At 63.2% G+C, this 23893-nt stretch carries 19 protein-coding genes and 1 pseudogene; 12 read left to right on the forward strand and 8 right to left on the reverse strand.

What is annotated here, in order from left to right; all coding sequences use genetic code 11:
• Positions 1-12: 12 nt before the first annotated feature.
• The 4 genes from AC0X69_RS13025 (at position 13) to AC0X69_RS13040 (ending at position 4116) form a co-directional block, all read left to right on the forward strand.
• Complete coding sequence (locus AC0X69_RS13025) at positions 13-1719, forward strand: bifunctional protein-serine/threonine kinase/phosphatase (protein ID WP_482608209.1); 1707 nt, start codon at positions 13-15, stop codon at positions 1717-1719.
• Positions 1720-1801: 82 nt separating this feature from the next.
• A complete protein-coding gene (locus tag AC0X69_RS13030; RefSeq protein WP_482608211.1) occupies positions 1802-2884 on the forward strand; it encodes an IS630 family transposase in 1083 nt (360 codons plus the stop codon).
• A 174-nt stretch (positions 2885-3058) separates the two neighbouring features.
• On the forward strand, positions 3059-3187 hold the full coding sequence (locus AC0X69_RS13035; protein ID WP_482608213.1) for a hypothetical protein: 129 nt from the start codon (positions 3059-3061) through the stop codon (positions 3185-3187).
• A gap of 170 nt (positions 3188-3357) precedes the next feature.
• On the forward strand, positions 3358-4116 hold the full coding sequence (locus tag AC0X69_RS13040; RefSeq protein WP_482608215.1) for a nucleoside deaminase: 759 nt from the start codon (positions 3358-3360) through the stop codon (positions 4114-4116).
• 73 nt (positions 4117-4189) lie between these two features.
• Here the strand turns inward: AC0X69_RS13040 and AC0X69_RS13045 are convergent, their stop codons facing one another.
• The 4 genes from AC0X69_RS13045 to AC0X69_RS13060 form a co-directional block, all read right to left on the reverse strand.
• A complete protein-coding gene (locus AC0X69_RS13045; RefSeq protein WP_482608217.1) occupies positions 4190-5038 on the reverse strand; it encodes a hypothetical protein in 849 nt (282 codons plus the stop codon).
• A 60-nt stretch (positions 5039-5098) separates the two neighbouring features.
• A complete protein-coding gene (locus AC0X69_RS13050) occupies positions 5099-6649 on the reverse strand; it encodes a CYTH and CHAD domain-containing protein (RefSeq protein ID WP_482608219.1) in 1551 nt (516 codons plus the stop codon).
• A 73-nt stretch (positions 6650-6722) separates the two neighbouring features.
• On the reverse strand, positions 6723-6872 hold the full coding sequence (locus tag AC0X69_RS13055) for a hypothetical protein (RefSeq protein WP_482608221.1): 150 nt from the start codon (positions 6870-6872) through the stop codon (positions 6723-6725).
• A 717-nt stretch (positions 6873-7589) separates the two neighbouring features.
• Positions 7590-8225, reverse strand: a complete 636-nt coding sequence (locus AC0X69_RS13060) for a diguanylate cyclase (RefSeq protein ID WP_482613393.1) — start codon at positions 8223-8225, stop codon at positions 7590-7592.
• A 36-nt stretch (positions 8226-8261) separates the two neighbouring features.
• On the opposite strand from AC0X69_RS13060, the gene AC0X69_RS13065 reads away from it, so the two are divergent.
• A complete protein-coding gene (locus tag AC0X69_RS13065; protein ID WP_482613458.1) occupies positions 8262-8441 on the forward strand; it encodes a hypothetical protein in 180 nt (59 codons plus the stop codon).
• Positions 8442-8621: 180 nt separating this feature from the next.
• Here AC0X69_RS13065 and AC0X69_RS13070 read toward each other — a convergent pair whose 3' ends face one another.
• On the reverse strand, positions 8622-10637 hold the full coding sequence (locus AC0X69_RS13070) for a hypothetical protein (RefSeq protein ID WP_482608223.1): 2016 nt from the start codon (positions 10635-10637) through the stop codon (positions 8622-8624).
• Positions 10638-10926: 289 nt separating this feature from the next.
• Between AC0X69_RS13070 and rfbB the strand changes: the two genes are divergently transcribed.
• From rfbB to rfbA, 4 genes and pseudogenes are all read left to right on the forward strand, one after another.
• Positions 10927-12003: a dTDP-glucose 4,6-dehydratase gene (gene rfbB, locus AC0X69_RS13075; RefSeq protein ID WP_482608225.1), complete on the forward strand. Its 1077-nt coding sequence runs from the start codon at positions 10927-10929 to the stop codon at positions 12001-12003.
• Between the two features lie 19 nt (positions 12004-12022).
• A complete protein-coding gene (gene rfbC, locus AC0X69_RS13080; protein ID WP_482608227.1) occupies positions 12023-12574 on the forward strand; it encodes a dTDP-4-dehydrorhamnose 3,5-epimerase in 552 nt (183 codons plus the stop codon).
• Between the two features lie 10 nt (positions 12575-12584).
• Complete coding sequence (gene rfbD, locus AC0X69_RS13085; protein WP_482613395.1) at positions 12585-13466, forward strand: dTDP-4-dehydrorhamnose reductase; 882 nt, start codon at positions 12585-12587, stop codon at positions 13464-13466.
• Positions 13467-13477: 11 nt separating this feature from the next.
• Positions 13478-14366 (forward strand): annotated as a pseudogene (rfbA, locus tag AC0X69_RS13090) (glucose-1-phosphate thymidylyltransferase RfbA).
• Here the strand turns inward: rfbA and AC0X69_RS13095 are convergent.
• Positions 14309-16816: a rhamnosyltransferase WsaF family glycosyltransferase gene (locus AC0X69_RS13095; protein WP_482608229.1), complete on the reverse strand. Its 2508-nt coding sequence runs from the start codon at positions 16814-16816 to the stop codon at positions 14309-14311. The pseudogene rfbA and the gene AC0X69_RS13095 sit on opposite strands and share 58 nt — an antisense overlap.
• 198 nt (positions 16817-17014) lie before the next feature.
• Between AC0X69_RS13095 and AC0X69_RS13100 the strand changes: the two genes are divergently transcribed.
• The 3 genes from AC0X69_RS13100 (at position 17015) to AC0X69_RS13110 (ending at position 20167) form a co-directional block, all read left to right on the forward strand.
• The gene (locus AC0X69_RS13100; protein ID WP_482608231.1) at positions 17015-17668 is read left to right on the forward strand and encodes an ABC transporter ATP-binding protein; all 654 of its coding nucleotides are present in this window, start codon (positions 17015-17017) and stop codon (positions 17666-17668) included.
• Positions 17661-18962, forward strand: coding sequence for a KpsE/RkpR family capsule polysaccharide export protein (locus tag AC0X69_RS13105; RefSeq protein WP_482608233.1), 1302 nt, complete (start codon positions 17661-17663; stop codon positions 18960-18962). Before AC0X69_RS13100 ends, AC0X69_RS13105 begins: the two co-directional genes overlap by 8 nt.
• 125 nt (positions 18963-19087) lie before the next feature.
• The gene (locus AC0X69_RS13110; RefSeq protein WP_482608235.1) at positions 19088-20167 is read left to right on the forward strand and encodes a hypothetical protein; all 1080 of its coding nucleotides are present in this window, start codon (positions 19088-19090) and stop codon (positions 20165-20167) included.
• A 35-nt stretch (positions 20168-20202) separates the two neighbouring features.
• Here the strand turns inward: AC0X69_RS13110 and AC0X69_RS13115 are convergent, their stop codons facing one another.
• Together AC0X69_RS13115 and AC0X69_RS13120 are read right to left on the reverse strand one after the other, a co-directional pair.
• A complete protein-coding gene (locus AC0X69_RS13115; protein ID WP_482608237.1) occupies positions 20203-21459 on the reverse strand; it encodes a KpsE/RkpR family capsule polysaccharide export protein in 1257 nt (418 codons plus the stop codon).
• 176 nt (positions 21460-21635) lie between these two features.
• Positions 21636-23567 carry a glycosyltransferase family 2 protein gene (locus AC0X69_RS13120; protein ID WP_482608239.1) on the reverse strand — a complete coding sequence of 644 codons (1932 nt, stop codon included), beginning with the start codon at positions 23565-23567 and terminating at the stop codon, positions 21636-21638.
• Between the last annotated feature and the right edge of the window lie 326 nt (positions 23568-23893).

A 23893-nucleotide genomic window follows, 5' to 3' on the forward strand; every position in this document is an offset into this window, starting at 1 on the left:
CGAGAAACCTTCGTGTCGGTCCGCGTCGTGCATGATCTTCGAGTCGAAGCGGGCTTTTCCACACAGAAGGGCCGACGGCCGGACAATCAGGATTACGTGGCCTATTGCCTCGGTCCGGGCGGCGCCGGCGCCTTGCAGGGCGTCGTCGCCGCCGTCGCCGATGGCGTCGGCGGTCACAAGGGCGGGCGCGCAGCGGCGGAAACCGCTGTGCGCATTTTCATCGACGGCTATTATGCGCATCCGGAGACTTTGGGCGTCAGCCGCGCCGCGTCCCGTTCGCTCGAAGCGGCCAACAGCTGGATCGCGGCCCAATCGAGGGTCGATCCTGCTCTGGAAGGCATGGCGACGACGTTCAGCGCGCTGATCCTGTCGCGTCGCAAGGCTTTCATCTTCCATGTTGGCGATTCCCGTGTCTATCGACTCGCTGGCGACGACTTCGAGGGGTTGACGAAGGATCACACCATCGGCCGCGGCGATTTTGCGCATGCGCTGCTTCGCGCCGTGGGTTTCGAGGATGCGCTCCTGTTCGATCAGGGAATGCTCAGTCTCAATCTTCATGATCGCTTTCTGCTCTGTTCGGATGGCGTTCATGGCGCACTGACAGACGAAGATCTTTGCGCGCTGCTCGCCGAAAGGCGCGGCCCGCAGGAGACGTCGGAAAGAATCATTCAGACCGCGCTCGACATGGGCAGCAACGACAACGTCACGGCGCTCGTCGTCGACATCGTCGATGTGCCGCCCGCCGATGCGCGCGCCTTGTCAGCCGCCTTCGCGGGACTGCCGATCCGCGAATTGCCGGCTGTAGGAGATCGCATCGATGATTTCCAAATCGACGCGCTGCTTTCCGAAGGGCGCTACAGCCGGCTGATGCGCGCCACGGATACGCAGAACGGCAAAGATGTCGCGTTGAAATTTCCGCATCCGCGCGTCGCCGACGACACAGCCTATCGGCTGGCCTTCGTCAACGAAGCCTGGGTCGCTGCGCGGGTGCGAAGTCCGTTCATCGGCGAAGTGATCGAACTGCTCCCCGGCCGACAGACGCGCCTGTATTCCGTGATGCCTTATTACGAAGGCGAGACGCTGGAGCGGCGTCTTGCTCGAGAGCCGCGGATCGATCTTGCCGAGGGCGTTTCAATCGCCGCGCGTCTGTCGCGCGCAATCGCCACGCTGCATCGTTGCGGCGTGATTCACCGCGACATCAAGCCGGACAATGTCATTCTGCTCGCAGATGGCGGGCTGCGGCTGGTCGATCTTGGCGTCTGTCGCGCGCCGAACCTCGAGAATTTGCCGGAAGCGCATGCGCCAGGCACGCCGAGCTATATGGCCCCCGAGCTTTTCGATGGCGCCGCCGGCGATGAAGCGTCAGATCTCTTTGCGCTCGGCGTAACGGTCTATCGCATGTTCAGCCGTTGCTACCCTTACGGCGAAATCGAGCCCTTCAGCAGACCGCGCTTCACGAACGCGCCGCCGCTCGCGCTCAAGAGACCGGACCTTCCCGCCTGGCTCGACGCCGCGATCCTCAAGGCGATCGCCGTCGAGCGCGGCGACCGTTTCGGCGATGTGCTGGAATTCGCCTTCGAACTCGAAAACGGCTCGGCGCGCGGACAACCGCTGGCGCTGCGCAAGAAGTCTCTCTACGAGCGCAATCCTCTCATTTTCTGGCAGACGCTGAGCCTGCTGCTCGCGCTCTTGCTGGCGGCCGCCGTGTTCTACCGGTAGAACGCTGGTCACCGGCTAGTGTCCTGTCTCTCAAATATTGACTATTATTGGTTTGAGATTGATTTGCATGGCGGAGGGCCCGATGGCGCGGCCGATCAAGCGGCTTGAGACGGAGGCAGCGGTAGCGGAAGAGTTGCGACGTCGGTTGCGTTCGCGAACCTGCTTGGTGCGTGAGCGCGAACGGGCTCAGATCATTCTTTTGAGGCTCGAAGGCATTGGCGTCGCCGAAATAGCTGCGCGATTGAAGACGACGGCGAAGCGCGTCTCGACCTGGTCGAAACGTTTCGAGACGCGCGGGCTTGCCGGCCTCGAAGAAGCGGCGGGACGTGGGCGCAAGCCTTCGTTGCCCGTGAAAAAGATCGAAAGCGTCGTGGCCGAGGTCACCCGGCCGCCGAAAGGCAGAAGCCGTTGGAGCGTGCGCAGCATGGCCCGCCACGCCGGCGTCTCGCCGAGCAGCGTGCAACGCATCTGGTCGAAGAACGACTTGAAGCCGCATGTCGTCGAGACGTTCAAGCTGTCGAACGATCCAAGTTTCGAAGAGAAGTTTTGGGACGTGATCGGACTCTATCTCGATCCGCCCAAGCGGGCGCTGGTGTTGTGCTGCGACGAGAAGAGCCAATGCCAAGCGCTGGAACGCTCGCAACCCGGCCTGCCGCTTGGCCCGCGTCATCCGCGCACGATGACGCACGACTATAAGCGACACGGAACGACCACGCTGTTCGCCGCGCTCGACTATCTCGAAGGAAAGCTGATCGCGCGCACCGAAGCGCGCCACACGCATGTCGAATGGTTGCGCTTCTTGAAGCAGATCGAGCGCGAGACGCCGAAGGGCCTCGATATCCACCTCATCGCTGACAATTACGCCACCCACAAGCATCCGAAGGTGAAGGCGTGGCTCGCGAAGCGCCCGCGCTTCAAGATGCATTTCACCCCAACATCGTCCTCGTGGCTCAATTTGGTCGAGCGGTTCTTTCGCGATCTCACCGAGGACGTGATCCGCTCGGGTAGCTTCGCCTCGGTTCAAGAACTCGTCGACGACATCAATGCTTATCTCGCCGAGCGCAACGCGAATCCGCGTCCCTATAAGTGGACGGCGAAAGGCGAGGCTATCCTTGAAAAAATCCATCGGGCCCGCGCGGCGCTCGTCACCGCCGACGCCGCTTGAGTTTTTGGGCGCCAATTGAGAGTCAGGACACTAGCGTCGCTGCGATCCAAGCGAAACTGGCGTTCGGCGGTCGCGCTAAGCCGAAGGCGCTTCCCTCGCGGAGCCTTGTGCGCCGGCGCACAGCGTCAAAGCGCGTCTCTCCTTAAGGTCCGATTAACGCGAAAGGAGAGCGCCATGAAACCGATGATCACCACAGGAATTTTCGGAATTATCGCCATCGCCATCGCCGCCGAAGCGCTCAACATCGCCATGGCGTTTGGCGAATTCAGCCACGTCGCCGCCTATAATGCGGGGCTTTTCTAGGCTTCCCGGCCGACCGCGGAAATCAACGGGCAAATGCACGTATAGCGAGAGTGTGCATTGCGCCAATTGACGGTCTGAAAAAGCTGCGCCGGCTACCTTGCCGTTGATGTCTCTCCATAGAACAATGCTTCCGCTTCTATGCGGGAAGCTGTCTTATCGGGAGCATTTTCATGAACGGCTTCAATTCCAAGCATTCCCCTCGGCCCGAGTTCGGACGACGCAGCTTCATCACATGCACCGCGGTCGCCGCCGGCGTGGCCGCCACGGGTGGAGTTGCCGCCTCCCGTGCAAAATCGCTGAAGGATAATGCGGCCGCTACGACGCCGGCTGCGTCCGACACCGCGGTTCCCATCCAAGCTTTGGAAGATAAGCGCAAATTCATGGAAGAGGCGGCGGCGCTCGCGACCGAGTCGGTTGAAAAAGGTTGGGGCGGGCCATTTGGCGCCGTGATTGTGAAAGACGGAAAAGTGATTGGACGGGGACAAAATCGCGTCCTCCTGACGGGATGTCCCGTCTTTCACGCCGAGATCACCGCGATCATGGACGCCTCGCAACGGCTGAACCCCAAAGCGCTGCTCGGCAGCGACTACGGCGCCGGCACTATTCTCGAAATGATTCCAAGGGAGCCGGGCTCTCCGGATCTTGTCCCCGAGCGCGCCAAGATGCTGAAGGGCTGCGAAATATACATCAATGGCGCGCCGTGTCCGATGTGCATGAGCGCAATCTACTGGTCGCGCATCAGTCACGTATATTTCGCGGCGAGTCTCGAGGACACCAGCCACATCGGATTTGACGACGCTTTCCAATATGCTGACTTCAAAAAGCCCTGGGACCAGCGTAGCATCGCCGTCACGCCGAATTTCGAGCGAGACGTCGGACTGACCGCTTACCGCGCTTGGGAAGACAAAAAGGACCGTCACCCCTATTGAGGCGCTTGAAAGGCGTCTCGCGCCGAAGGAACGCTCGCTGAATTCGCCGCGAGCGTTCATCGCAGTTGCGAATTTACGCTCCCCGGCCGAGCGCGGGGAAAAAGCCTTTGCCGACGCGCCGCGTCGCGACGTCCCCGAGGATATCGCGCCACATGCGGTAAGGATTGCCAAAGACGCTCTCGCCGAGATCCCGATCCGCGAGAGCCGCAGCGAGACATGCCATCGCCTGAGGCAGATCGTGCGCATTCTCGAGATAGAGAAGGCGGGCGCCCACCGCATCTTCGCCCATCAGCGACATTGCGGCTGCGATCTCGATATTGTCGCGGCGTCCGAAAGCCACGCCGCACACGCAAAACAGAGAAGTCTCCCAAACAGCGGGATCGCTCTCGTCGATGAAGGCGCGCAGACCCCTGACGATCGATGCGTAGACCGCTTCTCCGACCGCGGTGATGATCTTTTCGAGTTCCGGCTGCACCTGTCGGAGAGCCTCAGGGAATTCTACTTGCGTCGCCATTTGACCGGCGGACCAGTTCCCGGAGAGCTGAAGAAGCTGGCCAAGAACGACTTGCGCCGGCGGCGCCAGCTCGGCGGGCAGCTCATGAGACAAACGCGACACGGCCTCCTCGAGCGCCTGATTCAGCCGGACGGCGGCAAGTCGCCCCGACTCAAGATCCTTTCCCCGCACCAGCCGCGCCCAGGTCGCCTGCGCGCCGATGACCGCATGCATCAACGACTTGATCTGGCGGAGCCACGGCGTTGGCGGATAGGACTTCACGACCGCGCCATGCTCGATACGCCAGATTTCGCCGGTTCCAATCAGGGTGACCGCGGAGAGAGGCGCCGATGCGAACACTTCATCGCGATTTGCGCCGTAGAGCGTCCGAAAGGTTGTGTTGATCTCGCTGAAAGGATCGCTCTGCATAGATTTTCAGGCCTCTCGAATATTCGATATCCATCAACAAGACAGCGGCGAACTTCGTCGTCATTTCCAGAAGGGGCGGACGTGTTCGAGGTCTCTCCAAAGCGCCTTGGCGCCGGTCCAGCCAAACTCGGCGCGCGCCTGACTGGCGCCGATCATCCAGCCAACGGCGCGCTGTATCGACGGGTCGCCGGCGCCGGAAACATCTGTTCCCGTAAACATGGCCTTCATCGTGGCGGCGTCGTTGAGATCGCCAAAAACGTTCTGCAGCTTTTTGAGACGCTTTAAGAAAGGACCCACGCGTCTCGGCGGAAAGAGCGAGCAGAAAAACTCGACGGCATAGCGCAGCTTTTTTAGCTCTTTGCGCAACTCGTGCCGCTGTTCGACCGTCAGCGTCGCAAGCCCATGAGCGCGCTTGGCGACCTTCTTCCAGCGCTTGTCTAGAGATTGGCCGGCCAGCGCCGCAATCGGCGCCGCCAGCCGCTCGGTCTGGTCGAAATCCTGGGGCACAAGCCAGCCGCGCGTTTCGACGAACCGCGTAAGATCGATGAGGAAAGATTGCACGCGGGCTCCGTCGAGAAGCTCGCGCAGCAGCTCGCGGCGTTCTCTCGCTTGCCGCAAGACCACATCGGCGAAAGCGGAAAGCTCAGGCACGTCCGGATGAATCTCAGCCTCCCTTCGCGCCATGTCGTTGGCTATGACGTCGAGATCTCTAACGCCGCCGACTTCCTGACCGAGCCAGCGCGCTTCGGCGTCAAGCCGCTCCATCTCCGGGCTTCTGAGCACGGGCGCAAAGACGGAAAACGCGCTTCGCAACCGTCGCAGGCCGATCCGCAGCTGATGCGGACCTTCGACGTCGTCCAACTGACGAACGACCGGCACGTTCACCGCGATTTGATCGAGGCATTCGCGCAAGACGTCACGCGCGGCTTGCTCGGCGGTCAGCGCCGGATCGAGGGAAAGATTCTCAGCGTTGCGGGGCGAGAGGGGCAGGTCGATCCGCCCTTCTTCCGCCAAGAGATAGCCGCGGGCCGCCTTGGAAAGGCGGGAGAGCAGCAGTCCGCCATCCGGCACGACGATATGCGCGATGTCGAACAGTCCGCTGGCCTCCCCCGCGAGAAGTTCGATCTCCAATTCGGACAGTTGGGCGGAGCGTTCGCCAGCCCGAACCTCGCCGACGTCGACGGCAAGCTCCGCGCGCGTGCCGTTGGGAAGCGTGAGCTCGCTCGCGCTGCGCTTGATCGCTGTCTCGAAGACAGGCTGCAGCGGCGCGCCGTTCACGCGGCGAACGATCTCCTCCCGGATCGTCTGATCGGGAATCTCATCGAGGCATACGCGCCCGCCGGGCGCCGGGTTCTCTAATTCGCCGACTTGGGACAGTCCGCCATGCTGAGTTCTCCCGGTTTTCACGCCCTGAATCCACCGCCGCCCATCGCGCCTCAGTCTCAGCGCGATCCCGGCCTTATTCAAGGCGTGATCCGGCGTATCCAGATAGATGCTTCTGAGCGTCTTCGTCACAGGCGCGTCGTGAATCAGCTTCGACGCCTTCACCCGCGCCCAAATTTCTCTCGACTTTGTTTCGTCGAGCAGGATTTTCAGCTCGATCTCACTCATGCGACGAATTTATATCACTTTTATGGCGGCGTGTAGGTTCGACCGGCGCTGCTTCGGCTTGGTCGGCTCGCAGTTATGGCTCTGTCTGGCCGGCTTCTTTTTTCGGCTTCTTTTTCTTGAGCACGATCGTCAGCTTGTCGCCTTTTTTCGACACTTCGACGGACTTCAACAGGCTTTCTCCCGGAGAAACGCTGCCGCCGACACTCTCAATCCACTGCTGCAAGATTTCCGCTTCCGTTTTTCGCTATCCGTAATGTCGCCTCTGAACCTCTGGTTGTGTCGCATGGGACCGATGGCATGAGCCAAATGCGCGTCGGCCCCGATGGATCACATACCCAAGTTATTCGCCTTACGAAGCAGAATGGCAACGTCATAAATGGCGAGAACCGCAGCTTGGTCCTCCTGTTGTCGAGTGACCGCTAGAAAAGCGCCTGTCGTCAAATCCCGCAGCGTCGCTTCAGGGCAATCGTCGCATACGTGGGCGAGCAGCTTCTCGCCACGAAATCCTTCGGAAGCCCGGCGAACAAATCTCGCGGCGATTGAACGGCGCTCAGCGCTGAACATGATTCCAAGCACCAGGTTCGTCGACCTCCGCCTCCCTGCACTCAGACATCGTTGAAAACTTTAAGAAACGGAGTTTCCGGGTTGCATGTGATCTCCACCTATGGGCGCTCGAGCGTTCGGGCAAGCGTCGCCTGGCGCCCAACGCTTCCAACTCAACCACCCTCCGATGTGGTCACGCTCTGTGAACACGGCGAAACTCCCCGCCGACTCGGTGCCGGCGGGGCGAAAATTTACGGGTTTTGAAAGCCGCATCGCTATCGCCTGTCGATTACGTTCTCGTGACTGGCGAGTTTGCGGTTCGTCGATTGGCGTGATGCGCCGGCGAGTCGAATCCCGCCTCAGCAGCGCATGAACTCGTCCCGTTTGTGGACTGCCCCTAATTTGGAGCCTCCCAGATTGCGATCCGATTTCGACCTGCGGCTTTTGCCGCATGCAAGGCTTGGTCGGCGCGGTCAATCGATTGTTCCACCGGCGCGGATGGGTCGAGTATCGCAAGACCGAAGGAAGCGGTCACTGTCAGCGGCAAATAGCCCTCGACGAAGAACTCCCTGTTCGACAAGCCTTCTCGCAACTGCTCGGCAATTGCGCGACCCTGCTCGAGGTCCGCATCCAAGGCGGCGTAGAGGAATTTCTCGCCTCCAAATCGAAAAAACTCGTCATGAGGCCGCAAGTGGGACATCACAAATTCTGCGTATTGCACGAGAAATTCATCGCCCAGCGTGTGGCCATATGTGTCGTTCACCTCCTTGAAGTGATCCAGGTCCATCATCACGAGGCATGTGGGTCGCTGCGCGAGCGCCTGCCGCTCACGCAACGTCGTCAACATCGCGATGTGATTGCCCGCGCCGGTCAATGGATCGCGATTGCGGAGCGCGTCCTCGAGTTCGTGCTTTATCGTCACCAATTGTGCGCGAACCTGTTTCTGAGCCGACAGGAACAATTCATAGTCCTCAAGGGGAATGGACCGATGTTCCGCCGCGATCCGTAGCATGATCGCCGCATGGCGGTGCATTAGTTCGTGCGCGGCCAAGATCTGGGAAAAACTTGGGTGCAAACCCAGACGACTGGCGCCGTCGCCATGCAGCCATTGTCCAAGCGGCCAACTGTAGTTCGCGCCGTCCTGGAGATCGCGTTCGTCCGGAACTTGGCCGCATATGATGGTTCTGTTGAAATTCTCGTACCAGAGCTCGTGCTGAAAAAGCGCCTGCCGCAGATCATTCAGCGCTGAGCGCTTTTGCTCCCGGCTCAATCCCGAAAATGGCATGGGGCACCGAAGTCATCAGCGTTGCTTACGCGAAGCGTTCCGCCGCACGATACGCCAATTCGTTGTCACATTCCCTGGAAGCGACTTTTGTTGCTTTGGCGCCTTCGCGCGGAGGAGATTATGCTTGGGGAATAGACGCAGTCCTCAGCGGCCGAACAGGCCGCGCATCGCGGCGAAAAGTCCCTTTGACCGCTCCTGCGTCGGCGGCGCCTGCGCGAGGCTTTCGGCTTCGAGCCGCGCGGCGTCGAGTTCGACTCCGGCGCGCGCGACGAGCGCCGCGAGCGTCGGCGCTTCATGCGGCGGCGCCCAGCCCCCCATGCGCCGCAAGTCGAGATAGGCGTCGAGCATGTCGGCGGCGTCCATCGCGCCCTCTTCGGCAAAATGCGCGCGCGCCCGTTCGACGCCGGAGGCGTCGGCGATGAGTCGCGCCGCGTTCGCCGCTTCGCGCCGCACGCCGTCGTCGATCGCCAGAGCGATGCGCGCTTCGCGCAGCGCGGCGAGGTCCGCCTCCTTCAAGAGCGCGCGCATGAGTCGCGCTTCCTGCGCGGCGTCAACGCCGGCCGGCGCCATGCCTCGGGCGCCGCAGGCGTCGAGATAGCGCGCGAGGAGAGATGGCGCGCCGCGCGCTGCGGCGGCGTCCGCGGGAAGCCGCGCCGATTGCGCGAAGTCGCCGCCCTGCGCGATCGCCGCCGCGAGGACGGGATCCGCGCAAAAAGCGCCATAGCCCCCGAGCTGCTGCAGCCTCGCGCGTGCCGGCGCCGGCGCGCCGAGGAGGAGCGCGGCGAAACTCGCCTGTGCGAGAGGCTCGAGCGCCTCCCACAGACCTGGCGGCTCGAACCGCGCGGCGACTTCCGCGCGCGAAAAGGCGGCGTTGAACGAGGCCACGAGCTTGTCGCGCCGGCCCCTCAGCCCCGCGGCGCGCTCCGCCACGGCGCGGGCCGCTGCGCCGCTCGCGGCGCGCGCGGCATCGGCGGCGCGGCGCATGAGTTCGTCGATTATTCCCTCGTCGTCTGTCGCACGGCGGGCCGCGAGCCCGTCGCCCTCGACGCGAAACAGACGGGCGAAGGGCGGTCCGCCCGGATCGACCGGCGCGACGCCGAGATCGCCGGGCCCCGCGGCCGGGCAGACGAGGCCGACGTCGTCGCCAAGCGCCGCGCCGTAGAATTCGATCTCGACGGTCTCGCCCATGCCGGGCGCGCTTTTTTCGCGACTGCGGCGCAGGGCGACGCCGTCGATCTCCGCCTCTTCAGGATCGATCAGCAGCGCCAAAAGATTGCCGACGACGACCGGCTCCGCTGTTTCGGCGGCGTCGGGATATTCATGCGGATCGCCTGTCGCCTGTCGAATGTCCTCGAAGGTCAGCGGATCGACGGCGGGTTCGCCCGCCGCCCGCTGATCGAGAGTCCAGCCTTTGAGCCGCCGGCGCTGGTTCATCGCGAGCGCGACGCTGCATCGGCCGAGCAGCGTCGCGCTCTCTTCGATCGAATCGGGAATGCGCAGGCGAAGGACGACGCGCGGCGCGCCGGACTCGCGCAGCCAGTGTTCCATGATGGCGAAAGGCGCTTCGCGCGCGTCGCCGGCCGCCGCCGTCTCGAAGGGCGCCGCCTCCAGAACCAGTCGGCTCTGATAGGCTGGGAAGACGCGGCGCGTCAGCGCAAGGCGAATGACGACGGCGCCGTCGGCGCGCTCCACGGCGCGGCGCTGGCCGATCGCCCAGACCAGTCGCGCGCCGGCCACCGTGGTCTGCTCGCGCGATAGTCGTTCGACGTCGCCGCGCGCCGGAAAACCCGCGAGCCGAAAGGCGACGGGGTCGGCGCCGCCCGCGTCCGGCAGCAGCGTCAAAAGCAGACGCCATTCGCCGCCTTGCGGCAGGTCGCGCTCGGCAACGAGGGCCAGGATGAGATCGGCGCCGTCGGCGGCGGTCAAACGAACGAATCGATGTTCGGGCGGCAGATCGATGATGATGATGCGGGCGCGCCAACGCGCGGGTTCAATGACGTCGACGAGCGCGGGCGCGCTCGTGAAGCGCTCGTCGCGCGCCGAGATGACCGTAAGTTCCGGACGAACCGCGGCGGCGGCCGCGCGTTCGGCGCCGTCGAACCAGCCGATCGCCAGCCGTCGCCGGCCATCCCAGAAATAGTCGAACTGTTCTCTCCACATTGACGGCCGCGCCTGAGAGTGAGGCATGGCGCCGCCGCCATGCGAAGCTGAAGTCAGCTGGAGCATATCCGCGCGCCCTGCGGTCGCGCAATTCGCCGGCCGCGCGTCGCCGCCGGCGCCGTCTCGCTTGCGACAGCGCCAAATTCTTATGCAATCCCATGACGTTGTTCCGCCACATAGTGCGCGTAAACGGCGAAAGCGCCGACCGTCGCCTTCGCAATAAAGCTCGCCTGCGCGGGCGTGAAGGCGCGGATTTCAGGGCGAAGCGATAGCGAGAAGCGGGGCTTTGATGAAGATATTGATCACAGGCGGGGCTGGTTTCATCGGCTCGGCCGTAGCGCGCACAATCATCCGCAAGGGCGTCGATCAGATTCTCGTCCTCGACAAGCTCACCTATGCGGGGAATCTCGCCTCGCTGCGGCCCGTCGCCGACAGCCCGCGGTTCTCATTCGTGCAGGCCGATATCTGCGACGCCGCCGCCGTCGCGCGCGTTTTCGAGGATTTTCAGCCCGACGTCGTCATGCATCTTGCCGCCGAAAGCCATGTCGATCGCTCGATCGACGGGCCTGCGGCCTTCATCGAGACCAATGTCGTCGGCACCTTCGTCATGCTGCGGGCGGCGCTCGACTACTGGCGCAATCTCGATCGCGCCCGCGCGCGCGCCTTCCGCTTCATGCATATCTCCACCGATGAGGTGTTCGGCGCGCTCGGCGCGGAAGGGCTCTTCCGGGAAGACACGCCCTACGCCCCCACGTCGCCCTATTCGGCGTCGAAAGCGGGCTCCGACCATCTCGTGCGCGCCTGGCGCCACACCTACGGTCTGCCGACGATCGTCACCAACTGCTCCAATAATTACGGCCCCTATCATTTCCCGGAAAAGCTCATTCCGCTCACCATCATCAACGCGATCGAAGAGAAGCCGCTGCCGGTCTATGGCCGCGGCGAGAATGTGCGCGACTGGCTCTATGTCGAGGATCACGCCTCGGCGCTCATGCGCGTGGCGCGCGAGGGGGAAGTCGGCGAGTCCTACAATGTCGGCGGGCGCAATGAGTGGCGCAACATCGACGTCGTTGAAGCGATCTGCGAGCTGATGGACGAGTTCCGTCCGCGGCGCGCCGGGCCGCATCGCGATCTCATCTCCTTCGTCTCCGATCGGCCAGGACATGATCTGCGTTACGCCATCGACGCCACGAAGATCGAGCGCGAACTCGGATGGCGGCCGGCGGAGCGATTCGAGACCGGTCTTCGCAAGACCGTGCGCTGGTATCTCGACAATTCCGACTGGTGGCAGGCCATCCGCTCGGGCACATATCGCGGCGAGCGGCTGGGCGTGCTTGCCGAGCAGGAAGAGCAAGCCGTCGCGTGACGCGCGACAGGGGGGACGTTTGTTCGAAGATCTTGAGCTTTCGGGGCTGAAGCTCGTCACGCCAAAAAAATTCGGCGACGAGCGCGGCTTCTTCAGTGAAACGCATAATGAAAAGACCTGGGCGAACTCCGGATTGAATTTCGATTTCGTCCAGGACAATCATTCGCTATCGCGCGACGTCGGCACGGTGCGCGGCTTGCACTTTCAGACCGCGCCCTTCGCGCAGGACAAGCTGGTGCGGGTGGTCAACGGCCGAATTCTCGACGTCGCCGTCGATCTGCGGCGGTCGTCGCCAACGTTCGGGCGTCACGTCGCCGTCGAACTCTCGAAGGAGAACTGGCGGCAGCTGTTCATTCCCATCGGATTCGCGCATGGGTTCGTCACGCTCGAGCCCGACACGGAAGTCATTTACAAGGTGACGAATTTCTATTCGCCGCAGCATGATTGCGGCGTCGCCTGGGACGACCCTGACATCGGCGTCGACTGGCCGGTCGCCGTCGAAAACGCCGTGCTGTCGGAAAAGGATCGCAAATGGCCGCGGCTGCGCGACGTGGCGGAGGTTTTCGCCTAACGTGGGCAAGATGAAGCGCATCGCCGTCACCGGACTCACCGGCCAGGTGGTCAGCTCGCTCATCGAGCGCGCGCCGAGAGGCGTCGAAATGCTGGCGCTCGGCCGCCCCAGCTTCGATCTCTCTTCTCGCGACATGATTCTCGCGTCGCTGCGCAGCGTGCGCTGCGACGCCATCATCAACGCCGCCGCCTACACGCAGGTCGACAAGGCCGAAAGCGAGCCGGACGTGGCGATGCGCGTCAACGGCGCGGGCGCAGGCTTCGTCGCCGAAACCGCCGCCGAACTGAAGGTGCCGCTGCTGCATCTATCGACCGACTATGTGTTCGACGGGGCGCTCGATCGCCCCTATCGCGAGGACGACGAACCGGGACCGACCGGCGCTTATGGACGCTCGAAGCTCGAAGGCGAAAGGCAGATCGAAGCGCGCTGCGACAATTGCGTGATCTTGCGCACCGCCTGGGTTTACAGCCCGTTCGGGACCAATTTCGTCAAGACGATGCTGCGTCTTGGCGAGACCCGCGATGAAATCGGCGTGGTCGCCGACCAGATCGGCAATCCGACTTCCGCGCTCGACATCGCCGACGCGCTGCTCGCCATCGCCGACAGGCTGGTCGAGGACTCCGATCCCGCCTTGCGCGGCGTCTTCCATATGACCGGGCAGGGCGAAGCAAGCTGGGCCGACATGGCGGAAACCATCTTTGCCGCGGCGCAGGCGAAGGGCCGCAAGCCGGTGCGCGTCAAGCGCATCGCCACCACAGACTATCCGACCCCGGCGCGCCGGCCGGCGAACTCTCGGCTCGACAACGCCAAACTTCAAGCGAGTTACGGGATCGCGCTGCCGCAATGGCGCGACTCCGTCAACGCCTGCGTCGCCCGATTAATTCCAAACTGAACAGGATCCCCATGCGCGGCATCATTCTCGCCGGAGGAAGCGGCACCAGGCTGCATCCGATGACGCTCGTTACGTCGAAACAATTGCTCCCCGTCTACGACAAGCCGATGATCTACTATCCGCTCAGCACGCTGATGCTCGCCGGCGTGCGCGAGATCCTGATCATCACGACGCCGGAAGATCTGCTTTCCTTCAAGCGGCTGCTGGGCAGCGGCGCGCAGTGGGGATTGTCACTGTCCTACGCCGTGCAGCCTCGGCCGGAGGGACTGGCGCAGGCCTATATCATCGGCGCCGAATTCGTCGATGGCGAACCCTCGGTGCTCATCCTCGGCGACAACATCTTTTACGGCCATGGCCTGCCGGAAGTGTTGAGCGAGTCGTCGCGCAGCGCGGCGACGGTTTTCGCCTATCATGTGCGTGATCCCGAGCGTTACGGCGTCGTCGAATTCGACTCCGCCGGCCGCGCCATCTCGATCGAAGAAAAGCCGCCCGCGCCCGCGATCCAATTGGGCGGTGACAGGTCTCTATTTTTACGATGAGCGCGCCACGGAATTTGCGGCGCAACTGAAGCCCTCCCCTCGCGGCGAATTGGAGATCACCGATCTCAATCGCATCTACCTGGAGCTTGGCAAACTGCAGGTCGCCCGTCTCGGCCGCGGATTCGCGTGGCTCGACACCGGCACGCCCGAGGCGCTGATCGAAGCGAGCGAATATGTGCGCGCCATCGAGCAACGCCAGGGCCAGCGCGTCGCCTGCCTCGAAGAGATCGCGTTCCGGGCCGGGTGGATCGACGCCGCGCAGGCGCGCGCCGCGTCATCGAAACTCGCCAAGAGCGGCTATGGTCAATATATCTCGCAGGTGCTCGCCGAAACCGAGCGGGAATTATCTCCCGTCGCATAGAGCGGCGAGGCCGCGGACTGACACAGCTCGGCGGCGACGGCTTTGGGGTCGAAGAGGCGCGTCGCGTCGGCCGGCGGCGCTGCGTGACGCTGGCGCGGAACGACGACGCCGACGAAAGGCTCCACTCTCGCGACAGTTTCCTCAATCAGATTCGCGAGCGTTGTGGGCTCGAGCCGCGCGGGCGAAATGATGTTATCGAAGCGGCGTCGCAGATCCTTCCCCTCGAAGGCGTTGGTGATCGTCGCAAGACCCGCTTCCGCCATTTCGAGCGGCGGATAGCTCGGGTGGGGCGAGATCATCAGCGAGACGCCGACGAGCGCGCGATTGAGATAATCGGCGTAATCTTCAAGACGGGCCTTGCCGCCGACGCTCGCGTTCTGCACCGGATAGAGAAGCGACTCAGGAAAATCTTCGCCGAGAAAAACGATGTTCCAGCGGCTCGACCGAATAGGATCGCGCTGCTGCCAGAACACGAGCGCCGCGCAGATCAGCTCGAAGGCGTTGCGCGCCACCGCCGGGCGGCCGTAAACGAGCATCATCGGTTCGCGCGGGACGCTCGCAAGACGCGCGCGAATGCGTTCATTGATCTCGTAGGGAATATAATAGGCGGCACGGAAGCGATGCTTCTGTGTCATGACCGAGAACAGCTCTTCGGAGTTGACGATCGCGATCGTCTGATCGCCGTGATGATAGGTCGCTTCGGCGAGGCATGATTTCGCCCCGCGGCCGTAAAAATTCGGCTCGTCGTCCTGAATGAGGTAGATCAACGGGCGCTCGCCGCCGAAATAGCGCGTCCGGTCGCGCTCCATGGCGAGCGCGAATTCCGCGGTCCACCAGGCCGTGGCGAAAAAAATTTCATTGGCGCGCAGGTTCAGCCTGCCGCCTTCCCGCTCATTGGCGTCGACGAGCGCCGCGGTCTCGGCGTCGAGGCTCGCCGCATAGGGAACCGGCGTGTAGCCGGGCAGAGTCGCGTAGGCTTCGGATTCGATGTCGGCGTCGGTGACGACGATGCGCGCGTCGAAGGCGCCGCCGAGTTCGCTCAGCAGCGCGGAAAAGAGTTTCATCGCGGTCGCGATCCCGCCGAAGGTCTGCTGCGGATTGACGGTGGGCGTCAGCAGCGTCAGCCGCGGCCGTTCATTGCGCGAGGGATAGGAGAGCAGGGGCCGCGTTTCGGCGATCAAGGTCGCGAAAGGGTGGAAATTGGAGTCGACGCACGCGAGCGAGGGTTGGAAGATCTTGAGCCGATGCTTGGCGACGTCTACGGCGCTCTGCACGGGCAGCAGCGTATGCCCCATCGGATAGAGATCGCGCTGCGCGACTTTCAGCCATTCGAAGCCGCGCGACTCCGCGATCATCAGGAGCGAGCGCTCGATGGCGTGGGCGAGGGTGCCGTCGACCTGGCCGCTCTCTTGCGGAAAGTCGGCGAAATCGATGTCGAGGTCGAGCAGCGGTCGGATCGCGGCGGTCCTGCCCCAGAACATGGAGCCGGACGGAAATTCGAGTGTGAGATTCTTGTCGATCTCGACGCCCATCCGCTTCAGCAGGTTGCGAGCGAGATTGTAGTCGTAGCCCCAGTTCAGGATGCCCCGCAGTTCGAAGAGATGCTGCGGAAAAACAATGCCGAGCCTTGGATCGTCGAACAGCGAGAGAATCGAGCGCGCGATGCGCTCCGAGCCGAGAAGATTGTCGATGAGATAGTCTCGCCAGCGCGCCAACGCCTCTCCGCCATGCGGCGAGCGTTTGGTGTGAAGATGGATAAAGAGTTCGTAGTCGGCGTAGACGTCGCGAAATCCAAAGAATTTAGCCGCGATGTCGCGGCCGCGATTCGGGCAGACGCGGGTCAAGACCTTGCCTTTGCGCCAGCTCGCGCAGACCGCGTCGACCGCCTGCTTCTTTTCTTCCGTGTCGGTCGAGACGCAAAGATCCAGCGCGCCGGGAACATTCTGCAGCTTTTCGAGAAGGAGCGGCAGCACGTCCGGATAGAAGGCGTGGACGACGGCGACGATCGCGCGGGCGCGCTTAGGGGCGGCGTCATAGGCGAAAGGCGTTTCGAGCGCGTAATCCATTTCATTGACTGGCCGGCGGGAGGGAACGACTCCGTCCGGCTTGGTCAATTCATAGGTGTAGTAATAGCTGATCGCCGCCTGACGCAGCGGATCGTTGATCGGATTGCGCCGCCGGCCGAGCGGCGGATCATATTGCGCGGCGATCTGGCGCAATACGGCGCCGAAGGCGGCGCGCAGTCCCTGTTCGCGCATAAAGCGCGGGCCGTCGCGCAACAGATCCCGCGGCGCGAGAAAGACGCCGACCGGCGAATCGATCAGTTTGGCCAGTTCCCGCATCGCCGCGCCGTAGAGCGCCACGGCGCCCCGCGTGGTCAGGATAATGTAGCCATTGCGCAGATGACGGCGCGCCCATTGCAGCCTGGTCTCGGATTTCTTGCCCGTCATGCTGGCGCCTTCCACTCGAGCTCGCGGCAAGCCGGCGGCGATGGAAATTTAAGAAAATTCAACCACTGCGGCTTATATCAAAACCGCTTGCCTCGCCATGACTTAGCCAGAAATCCGGCGTAACGAAGGCCCGCTGCGCGCTTGGGGGCTGCGCCTGGGGAAAGGCGATGGGATGCAACCGTCCGCCGCTCGGGAATCATGATCAAGCTTGACAATGTTTTTAAATATTATCGTTCGCACGGCCACAGGAAGGTCGTGCTCGATCATGTCAGCCTCGATTTCGCGGCTGGCCGCAGCTATGGCATTCTCGGCGTCAATGGCGCTGGCAAATCGACTCTGATGCGTCTCCTCGCGGGGACCGAGCTGCCCAACGGCGGCCGGGTCGTTCGCTCGTCGCGCGTCTCCTGGCCGCTGGGATTCTCCGGCGGCCTGCATCCGATGCTCAGTGGCCGCGTAAACGTGAAGTTCGTCGCCCGCGTGTACGGACAGGATGCGCGCAAGGTCGTCGACTTCGTCGAGGATTTCGCCGAGATCGGCGCTTATATCGACGCCCCGATCCGCACCTATTCGTCCGGCATGCTGGCGCGTCTCGCCTTCGGATTGTCGCTTTCGATCGATTTCGACTGCTATCTCATCGACGAAGTCACGGCGGTCGGCGACGCGCGCTTCGCGGCGCGGTGTCAGGAGGAGTTTTCCAAGCGCCGGCGCACGGCGGACGTAATCATGGTGTCGCACGCGATGGGGACCATTCAGCAATATTGCGATCGCGGCATGGTGCTGGCGGGCGGACGAATGCACGTCTTCAGCAACGTCGACGACGCGATCGAACTTTATAAGAAGCTCAATGCCTGAAGCCGTTCACGCGCAGCAGCCGGAGATCTCGGTCACGGTCGCCGAACCCGAGCGGACGCCGCTGAGCCCGCAGGACGCAGCCTTCAAGGCGAAGTCGATCGCGCGCGCGCTGCGCAGGGCGGCGAACAAGTCGCGGGCGCCGGCGAGCGTCATCGCCGGGGGCGGGGGCTTTCAGGCCCGCCGCGGCGACCGCGCCTTCCGCCTCGGGGTCTTCGCCAGCTTCGCGGCCTTCGTCATTGCGCCCTTCCTTGTCGCGTCGATCTACTGGGGACTGATCGCCAGCAAGCAATATGTGACCGAAACCAAATTCGCGCTGCGCGCCGGCGAAGCGTCGAGCCTAGATCTGCTGAGCGGCGGCGCCATCGGGTCGCAGGCCTCCCAGCAGATGCAGGACGGGCAGGTTCTCGTCAATTTCATCAAAAGCCGCTCGATGGTCGAAGCGCTCGATCGCAAGATCGGCCTGCGCGCCATATTCTCGCGTTCAGGCGTCGATTATTTCTCGAAATTCGATCCGGAAGATTCCATCGAGGAACTCGAAAAATACTGGAAGCGGCGCGTCGACGCGAGCATTGACCTCATGTCCGGCATCATTTCCGTCCATGTCCGCGCTTTCACGCCGCGCGATTCGCTCCTCGTCGCGCAGAATGTCACCGAGCTTTCAGAGCGTCTGGTCAATGAAATGTCGACGCGCTCTCGGCGCGATGCGCTGGCTCAGGCGCGGACCGAGCTGACGCGCGCCGAGGAACAGCTGAAGAATTCGACCGCGGCCATGCGCGACGCGCGCAACGCAGAGGGCGTGCTCGACGCGCCGGCGGCGGCGGAGGCGATCAACAGGATCATCACGACGCTGCAGCTTGAGCTGGCGCAGACCCAGGAAGATCTCGCGCTGCATAGCAACGCGGAGACGCTCGACTCGCCGCAGGCCCGGCTGCTGAACGCGCGCGTTCAAAGCCTCAAGAGTCAGATCGAGGAATATTCGTCGAAGATCGCAGCCGTCGGCGAAAAGGGGACGGGGTCTCTGGCGCAGCGCGCGGGCGTGCTTTCGCGGCATCAGATCGAGCTCGATCTTGCCCAGCAAAGATATGCGCTCGCCGCGTCGACGTTCGAAAATGCGCGTGTCGACATGGAAACGCAGCGCGCCTATCTCGTGTCCTTCCTGCGCCCGACGCTTGCGGAAAAATCGCTCTATCCCCGGCGCTGGATCGAATGGGCGATCATCGTCGCTCCAGCCACGATCGGCTGGCTTGCGCTCGTCGCCGTGGCGTTCCTCGTGCGCGATCACATGGCCAAGTAGCACATGGCCAAGCAGCAGATGGCCAAGCAGCACATGGCCAAGTAGCACATGGCCATGCAGCGGGAACGTAATCGCGGGCGTCGAAGCGCGTAATGGTTGCGCTCATTCATTGAACTGGAGAAATCGTGTTCTTCAACATTGACGCCGACGACGGCGCCGCTATTCGCGGCTGGCTTGCGCCGGATAATCCTTCCGCCGTTCCGAAGATCCTGATCAGGAGACCGGGAGAGGAGGACATTGAGATCTCGGCGACCGTACAGCGTCCTGACGTGCGGGACCTCGGCGTTCATGCGACCGGGCTCGTTGGTTTCATTGTCGACGACAAGATCGTCGACGGCCTGAAGAGCGTTGAGGACATCGAGCTGCTCGAGGCCGACACGGGCATTCTGATCTACCGACGATTCAAGAAGGGACAGCACATCGAGCGGAAATTCTTTCTGTTCGACAGTTCGATCCGCCCGATCGAGAAACTGGGCGGGCGGTCGAGAAATCTGTTTACGCTCACCTATCCCTCGACCGAGCGCTACGCGTTCGAGACGATGCTCGTGCTCATCAACAACAGTTTCAATAAATCGATCTTCATGTCGGGACGCTCGAGCTACCCGCGCTACGCGCATTTCCTTTCCAACGCGAAGTTCACGACGGCGGCGTTGTTGGGCGATCCCTTCGAGGAGCTGGCGCAGCGGCTCGTGATCCTCAGCCTGATCCAGAAGTCGGATTCGACGCATATGCTGCCGCTGCTTTTCACGGGGCTCACGGCGCTGACCAATTTCGTGCGCGACCTGCCGCTCGAAGACCCCAAGGGTATGCTCACGAAATTCCGCAATGTGACCGATGAGGAGCGCGACGCCCTCAAGAGCCCGATGACGAGAATGTTCGGCTGCATTCCGGGCGAGACGCCCGAGCGGCGCCACGTGACCGCCGCGCTTGAAAACCTCGCGTCGATGGATCTCGTCGGCGTGCGTAGCCGTTTCCGCGATTTCGGCGCGCTGCTCACCGGAATTCTCGGCCATGATCTCACCGGCGACTACGAGCCGGTGGTGCATCCTTCGATCAGCGCGCTCGCCGATCGGCTGTCGCGCATCAGCCTCGTCGCCGACCTGCTCGAAGACGATCTCGCGCTTTATTCCTTCGCTGAGGAATCGGTCGTCTCGGCGCTTTCGGATGACGCCGACGTCGTCGCGCGCGACACTCAGACCATGTGATCTTCGATGCTCGCGTAGATCAGCGAAATCGCCGCTCAGGCGACGAGCAGCGCGCAAAACAGCAGTATGGTGTTGGCGAGGACCTTCGGATAGGTCGCCGATTCCGGCAATGTCGGCTCGACAATGGTGACGAGATAGAGCTGCTGCTTTTCAAGCTCCTGCCGCGCCCGATGGTAGGAGGTCTGCGCGATCGAATAGAGCCTTTCGGCGAACTGCTCATCGAGCTTCAGACGCTCATAGGACGCGATCTGCGCGGAAACGGTGTCGGCTTCCTGCGTATCCGTCAGCTTCTTTTTGAGCTCCGCGATCTGCTGGTCGATCGCGGCGAGACGCATGCGTTGCAGGCGCTGGCTGGGGGCGTCGCCCGAGAGCGATGAAGAAAAGGTTGACAGCGCATTGACGATGTCGATGCGCTCCAATGTGAGCTTGCCCATCAATTCGCCGATGCTCGCAGCGCGCGAACCCGGATCGATGATGAAATTCTTGTTGCGGAACTGCAGCGTCTTTTCGCGCGCGTCGGCGAGCATTTGACGCGACAGCGTCACTTCGAGCTCGGCGCGGCTCAGCGCGTCGGCGCGATTGCGCAGCGTGATCTTGTTGACGAGCTCTTCGCTAAGCCTGACGATGTCCCGGGCGACCTCGAGCGCGTCCTTAGGCTGGAAGGCGTCGGTGCGCACCGTCAAAATGCCGGACAGGGTGTCGACGCTGGCGGAAATATGGCTCAGCCAGTATTTCCAGATCTCTTCTACATTTGCGTTCCGACCCAGCCGCGAGAAATAGTCGACGCCGGAACGCGCAAACTTCTTCTCCATATAGTCGCGGCCGCCGAGGTCCGCGACTATGGCGCGGCTTTTCACATAGTTGAGCACCATGAAGGCGTCCTGAGACGCCGTGCTGGCGCCGCCGCCGGTAATCTTGCTGATCATCGACGCGGCATCGGTCCCGGATTTCTTTTCCTGCTGGGCGCGCACCGTGAGCCGCGTTTCGGCGACATAGCGCGACGATTGCCAGAAACAGGCGTAAAGCCAGAACAGGAATGTCGGCAGAATGACAGCGAAGACGAAGCTGCGTCCGATGAGCCCGCCGCTCGCGCCCGCCCGGGCGGTCGCGAGCTTCTCCGTCATGCCCTCGAAGCTCTCGCGCAGCATCGCCGGCAGGCGTCCGGCCGCCTCTTTCGTCGTCAGCGGCCCGAGAATCTCGACCGCCTTGCTCGACGAGAAGCGCGCCACGTTCTGCGCGGTGGCGATGACTTCGGACAGTTTAGGCGGTCTTGGAGCCCGATGCGTGCTCATCTACCCTCAAGTCGGTGACCTGGTCTGTTCATGCGCTCGGCATGTTAACTGAGGCTGAATCGCTCAAGCGCGTCGACGCGGCGCGGGTCCCTGGCGGCGGCCCTATCCTTCGGGCGGAGCAGACGATTTCCCGGCGCAAATTAAGCGGGTCGAGGCTCAGGCGCAAGCGGGTAAAGTCACGGTAAAGCTTCGCTATTGGCGTAAAGGGACAGCCCCGGATGAAAGTGCGGATCGTCGCGAATGACCGCGCGCCAGCGCTCGTAGAAGGCGCGGCGCTCGGTCTCGTAGACGCGCTGCAAACGCAGCGCGCCGCCGCCGCGGCTCGCCGACTGACGGTGGATCAGAAGCGTCTGCGTATTGCAGACGGTGCGCCAGCCGCGCGCCGCCAGCCGCAGGCAGAGGTCGACGTCGTTGAGTTCGACAGGAAGCTCGACCTCGTCGAAGCCCTCGACCGCTTCGAACTTGCGTCTCTCGATCATCATGCAGGCGCCGGTCACGGCCGAGACGTCGTGCGGCAGGATATTGCGGCCCATCCAGCCGCTTTCGTCCTCGCTGACGCCAGACCCGAAATGGCCTGCGACGCCGCCCATGCCGAGCAGGACGCCGACGTGCTGCACGCGCCCGCCGGGATACAGCAGCTTGGCGCCCACCGCGCCGACATCCGGCGCCGCGGCGAAATAGAGCAGCCGCTCGATCCAGTCCGGCGTCACGATTTCGGTGTCGTTGTTGAGGAAAACGAGGACGTCGCCCTTCGCCTTGCGCGCGCCCGCGTTGCAGAGCGCGGAAAAATTGAAGGGTCCCGGTATCTGCAACACCTTGAGCCGGGAATCCCTTGCCTGTTGCTCACGAAGCAGCGCGTGCGTGCGCGGCTCGACGCTGTCATTGTCGACGACAATGACGTCGAATTGCGGGTAGAGACTCTTGCGCAGCAGACTGTCGAGGCAGGGCGCGAGCAGATCGACGCGATCGCGGGTCGGAATGACGACGCTCACGGCAGGCGGCGCGCCGCGGAACACGGCGTCGACATTCGTAAGCCGCGCGCGCGCCGCGCGCCCAAGTCGAAACAATGGCCGTCGCAGCGTGCCGACTTCGTCGGTTCCTGCGCGTGACAGCAGCCCGTCGACCAGTTCGTCGGGCGCGGCGTCGCGCCAGCCGGAATGTTCGGCCAAAAGGCTCGCGCGAAAACAGGCGGCGCGGCCGGCGTAATTCTCGACGCGATGAAGCGTCGCGTTCCAGCCCGGTTTGTACACCGGGCGCGAGGAGCCGCTGTCGCCGACAATTTCATCCGCGTAGACAATGGCGTGTTGCGTATGGCGGTCGAAATGTTCGACGAAGCAGGCGCAGGCGCAAGGCTCCAGTCGATCTCCGGCGACGAGCGGCAGCACGAGATCGCGCGCGTCAAGCTGCGCGCCATCCGTCTCTCGCAAGATGACGCAATGCGGATAGGTCTGCGCCGCGACGCTCTCGCGCGTCATCTCGATATCGCGCGGCGCCGCCCCCGCGCCGTCGACCAGCGCGACCACTCTCGGACCCTTCGTCCAGTCGCTGCGGGGCCGATCAAAATCGGGGTCGCTCTCGCGCGTTCGCGCGGCGCGCCACGACGGGTAGGTTGACATAGGCGCGGCGCCGAACGCCCAGCGCCAGTTGAGTTCGGCCTCTTCGGTCAGTCCGACCATGCCGGCCGAGAGCGCGAAGAACAGACGTTTGGGCGCCGCCGCAGCTCTGCGCAGCGCGTCGAAGCGGCTCACCCGCCGCGCGCTCAGGATGCGGAAGCTGAACGGACCGGCGCGATTCGTCGGGCTGATCCAAACCTCGCGCGTCGCGCGCGTCGCGCGCCCGATCCAGACGCCGACGCCTTCGCAGGGCCCGGGAAGAATGTGTTCTTTGAACTTATCGCCGATCCAGAAGCGCAGGATCGGCCGCGCCGGCTCGTCATAGAAGCTCGCCGCATAGCGGAGCTCGACGAATTGGCCGGGAGGAAGCGCCTGCATATCGCGAAAGCGCAGCCAAGGCTCCTGCGACAGCGCAAGGAATTCTTCCCGATCGCGCCGAACGTCGAGCGCGACGTCGAGGGACAGGGCGTCGCTGACAGAGTCTGGCCGCGGCAATTCAGCGCCTCAGCCTGGCGCAAGCGCGCGAGCGATGTCGAGTGGGGTCGACGGCGGATCCGGCGCCGGCGGACAAAGGCGTTCCGATAATAAATCTCCACAATGTCGCATGCGGCGGCCGCGCCCAAACGGCCGCAATCAAAGAACTACGTCAGACCCGGCCGGAACCTATGAGCGCATCGACGCGAGGTCAACATGCGCGGGCGCGCGCAGTTCTCGCAAAAGCGGATGTGAATTCAGAGCGCTGCGGCGTCTTCGGCGCGCGCCCCAGCACGGCGGCTGCGGGCAACGGTTTTTCTTGATTTTCCGCGCTTCTCCTGCCATAT

The sequence above is a fragment of the Methylocystis sp. Uni0008 genome (genome assembly GCF_056838045.1).

Excerpts from the sequence above, each read along its gene's own strand:
- AC0X69_RS13030 (WP_482608211.1), top strand. The coding sequence starts at position 1,802 with ATGGCGCGGCCGATCAAGCGGCTTGAGACGGAGGCAGCGGTAGCGGAA.
- AC0X69_RS13035 (WP_482608213.1), top strand. The coding sequence starts at position 3,059 with ATGAAACCGATGATCACCACAGGAATTTTCGGAATTATCGCCATCGCC.
- AC0X69_RS13040 (WP_482608215.1), top strand. The coding sequence starts at position 3,358 with ATGAACGGCTTCAATTCCAAGCATTCCCCTCGGCCCGAGTTCGGACGA.
- AC0X69_RS13045 (WP_482608217.1), bottom strand. The coding sequence starts at position 5,038 with ATGCAGAGCGATCCTTTCAGCGAGATCAACACAACCTTTCGGACGCTC.
- AC0X69_RS13050 (WP_482608219.1), bottom strand. The coding sequence starts at position 6,649 with ATGAGTGAGATCGAGCTGAAAATCCTGCTCGACGAAACAAAGTCGAGA.
- AC0X69_RS13060 (WP_482613393.1), bottom strand. The coding sequence starts at position 8,225 with ATGCACCGCCATGCGGCGATCATGCTACGGATCGCGGCGGAACATCGG.
- AC0X69_RS13070 (WP_482608223.1), bottom strand. The coding sequence starts at position 10,637 with ATGTGGAGAGAACAGTTCGACTATTTCTGGGATGGCCGGCGACGGCTG.
- rfbB (WP_482608225.1), top strand. The coding sequence starts at position 10,927 with ATGAAGATATTGATCACAGGCGGGGCTGGTTTCATCGGCTCGGCCGTA.
- rfbD (WP_482613395.1), top strand. The coding sequence starts at position 12,585 with ATGAAGCGCATCGCCGTCACCGGACTCACCGGCCAGGTGGTCAGCTCG.
- AC0X69_RS13095 (WP_482608229.1), bottom strand. The coding sequence starts at position 16,816 with ATGACGGGCAAGAAATCCGAGACCAGGCTGCAATGGGCGCGCCGTCAT.
- AC0X69_RS13100 (WP_482608231.1), top strand. The coding sequence starts at position 17,015 with ATGATCAAGCTTGACAATGTTTTTAAATATTATCGTTCGCACGGCCAC.
- AC0X69_RS13105 (WP_482608233.1), top strand. The coding sequence starts at position 17,661 with ATGCCTGAAGCCGTTCACGCGCAGCAGCCGGAGATCTCGGTCACGGTC.
- AC0X69_RS13115 (WP_482608237.1), bottom strand. The coding sequence starts at position 21,459 with ATGAGCACGCATCGGGCTCCAAGACCGCCTAAACTGTCCGAAGTCATC.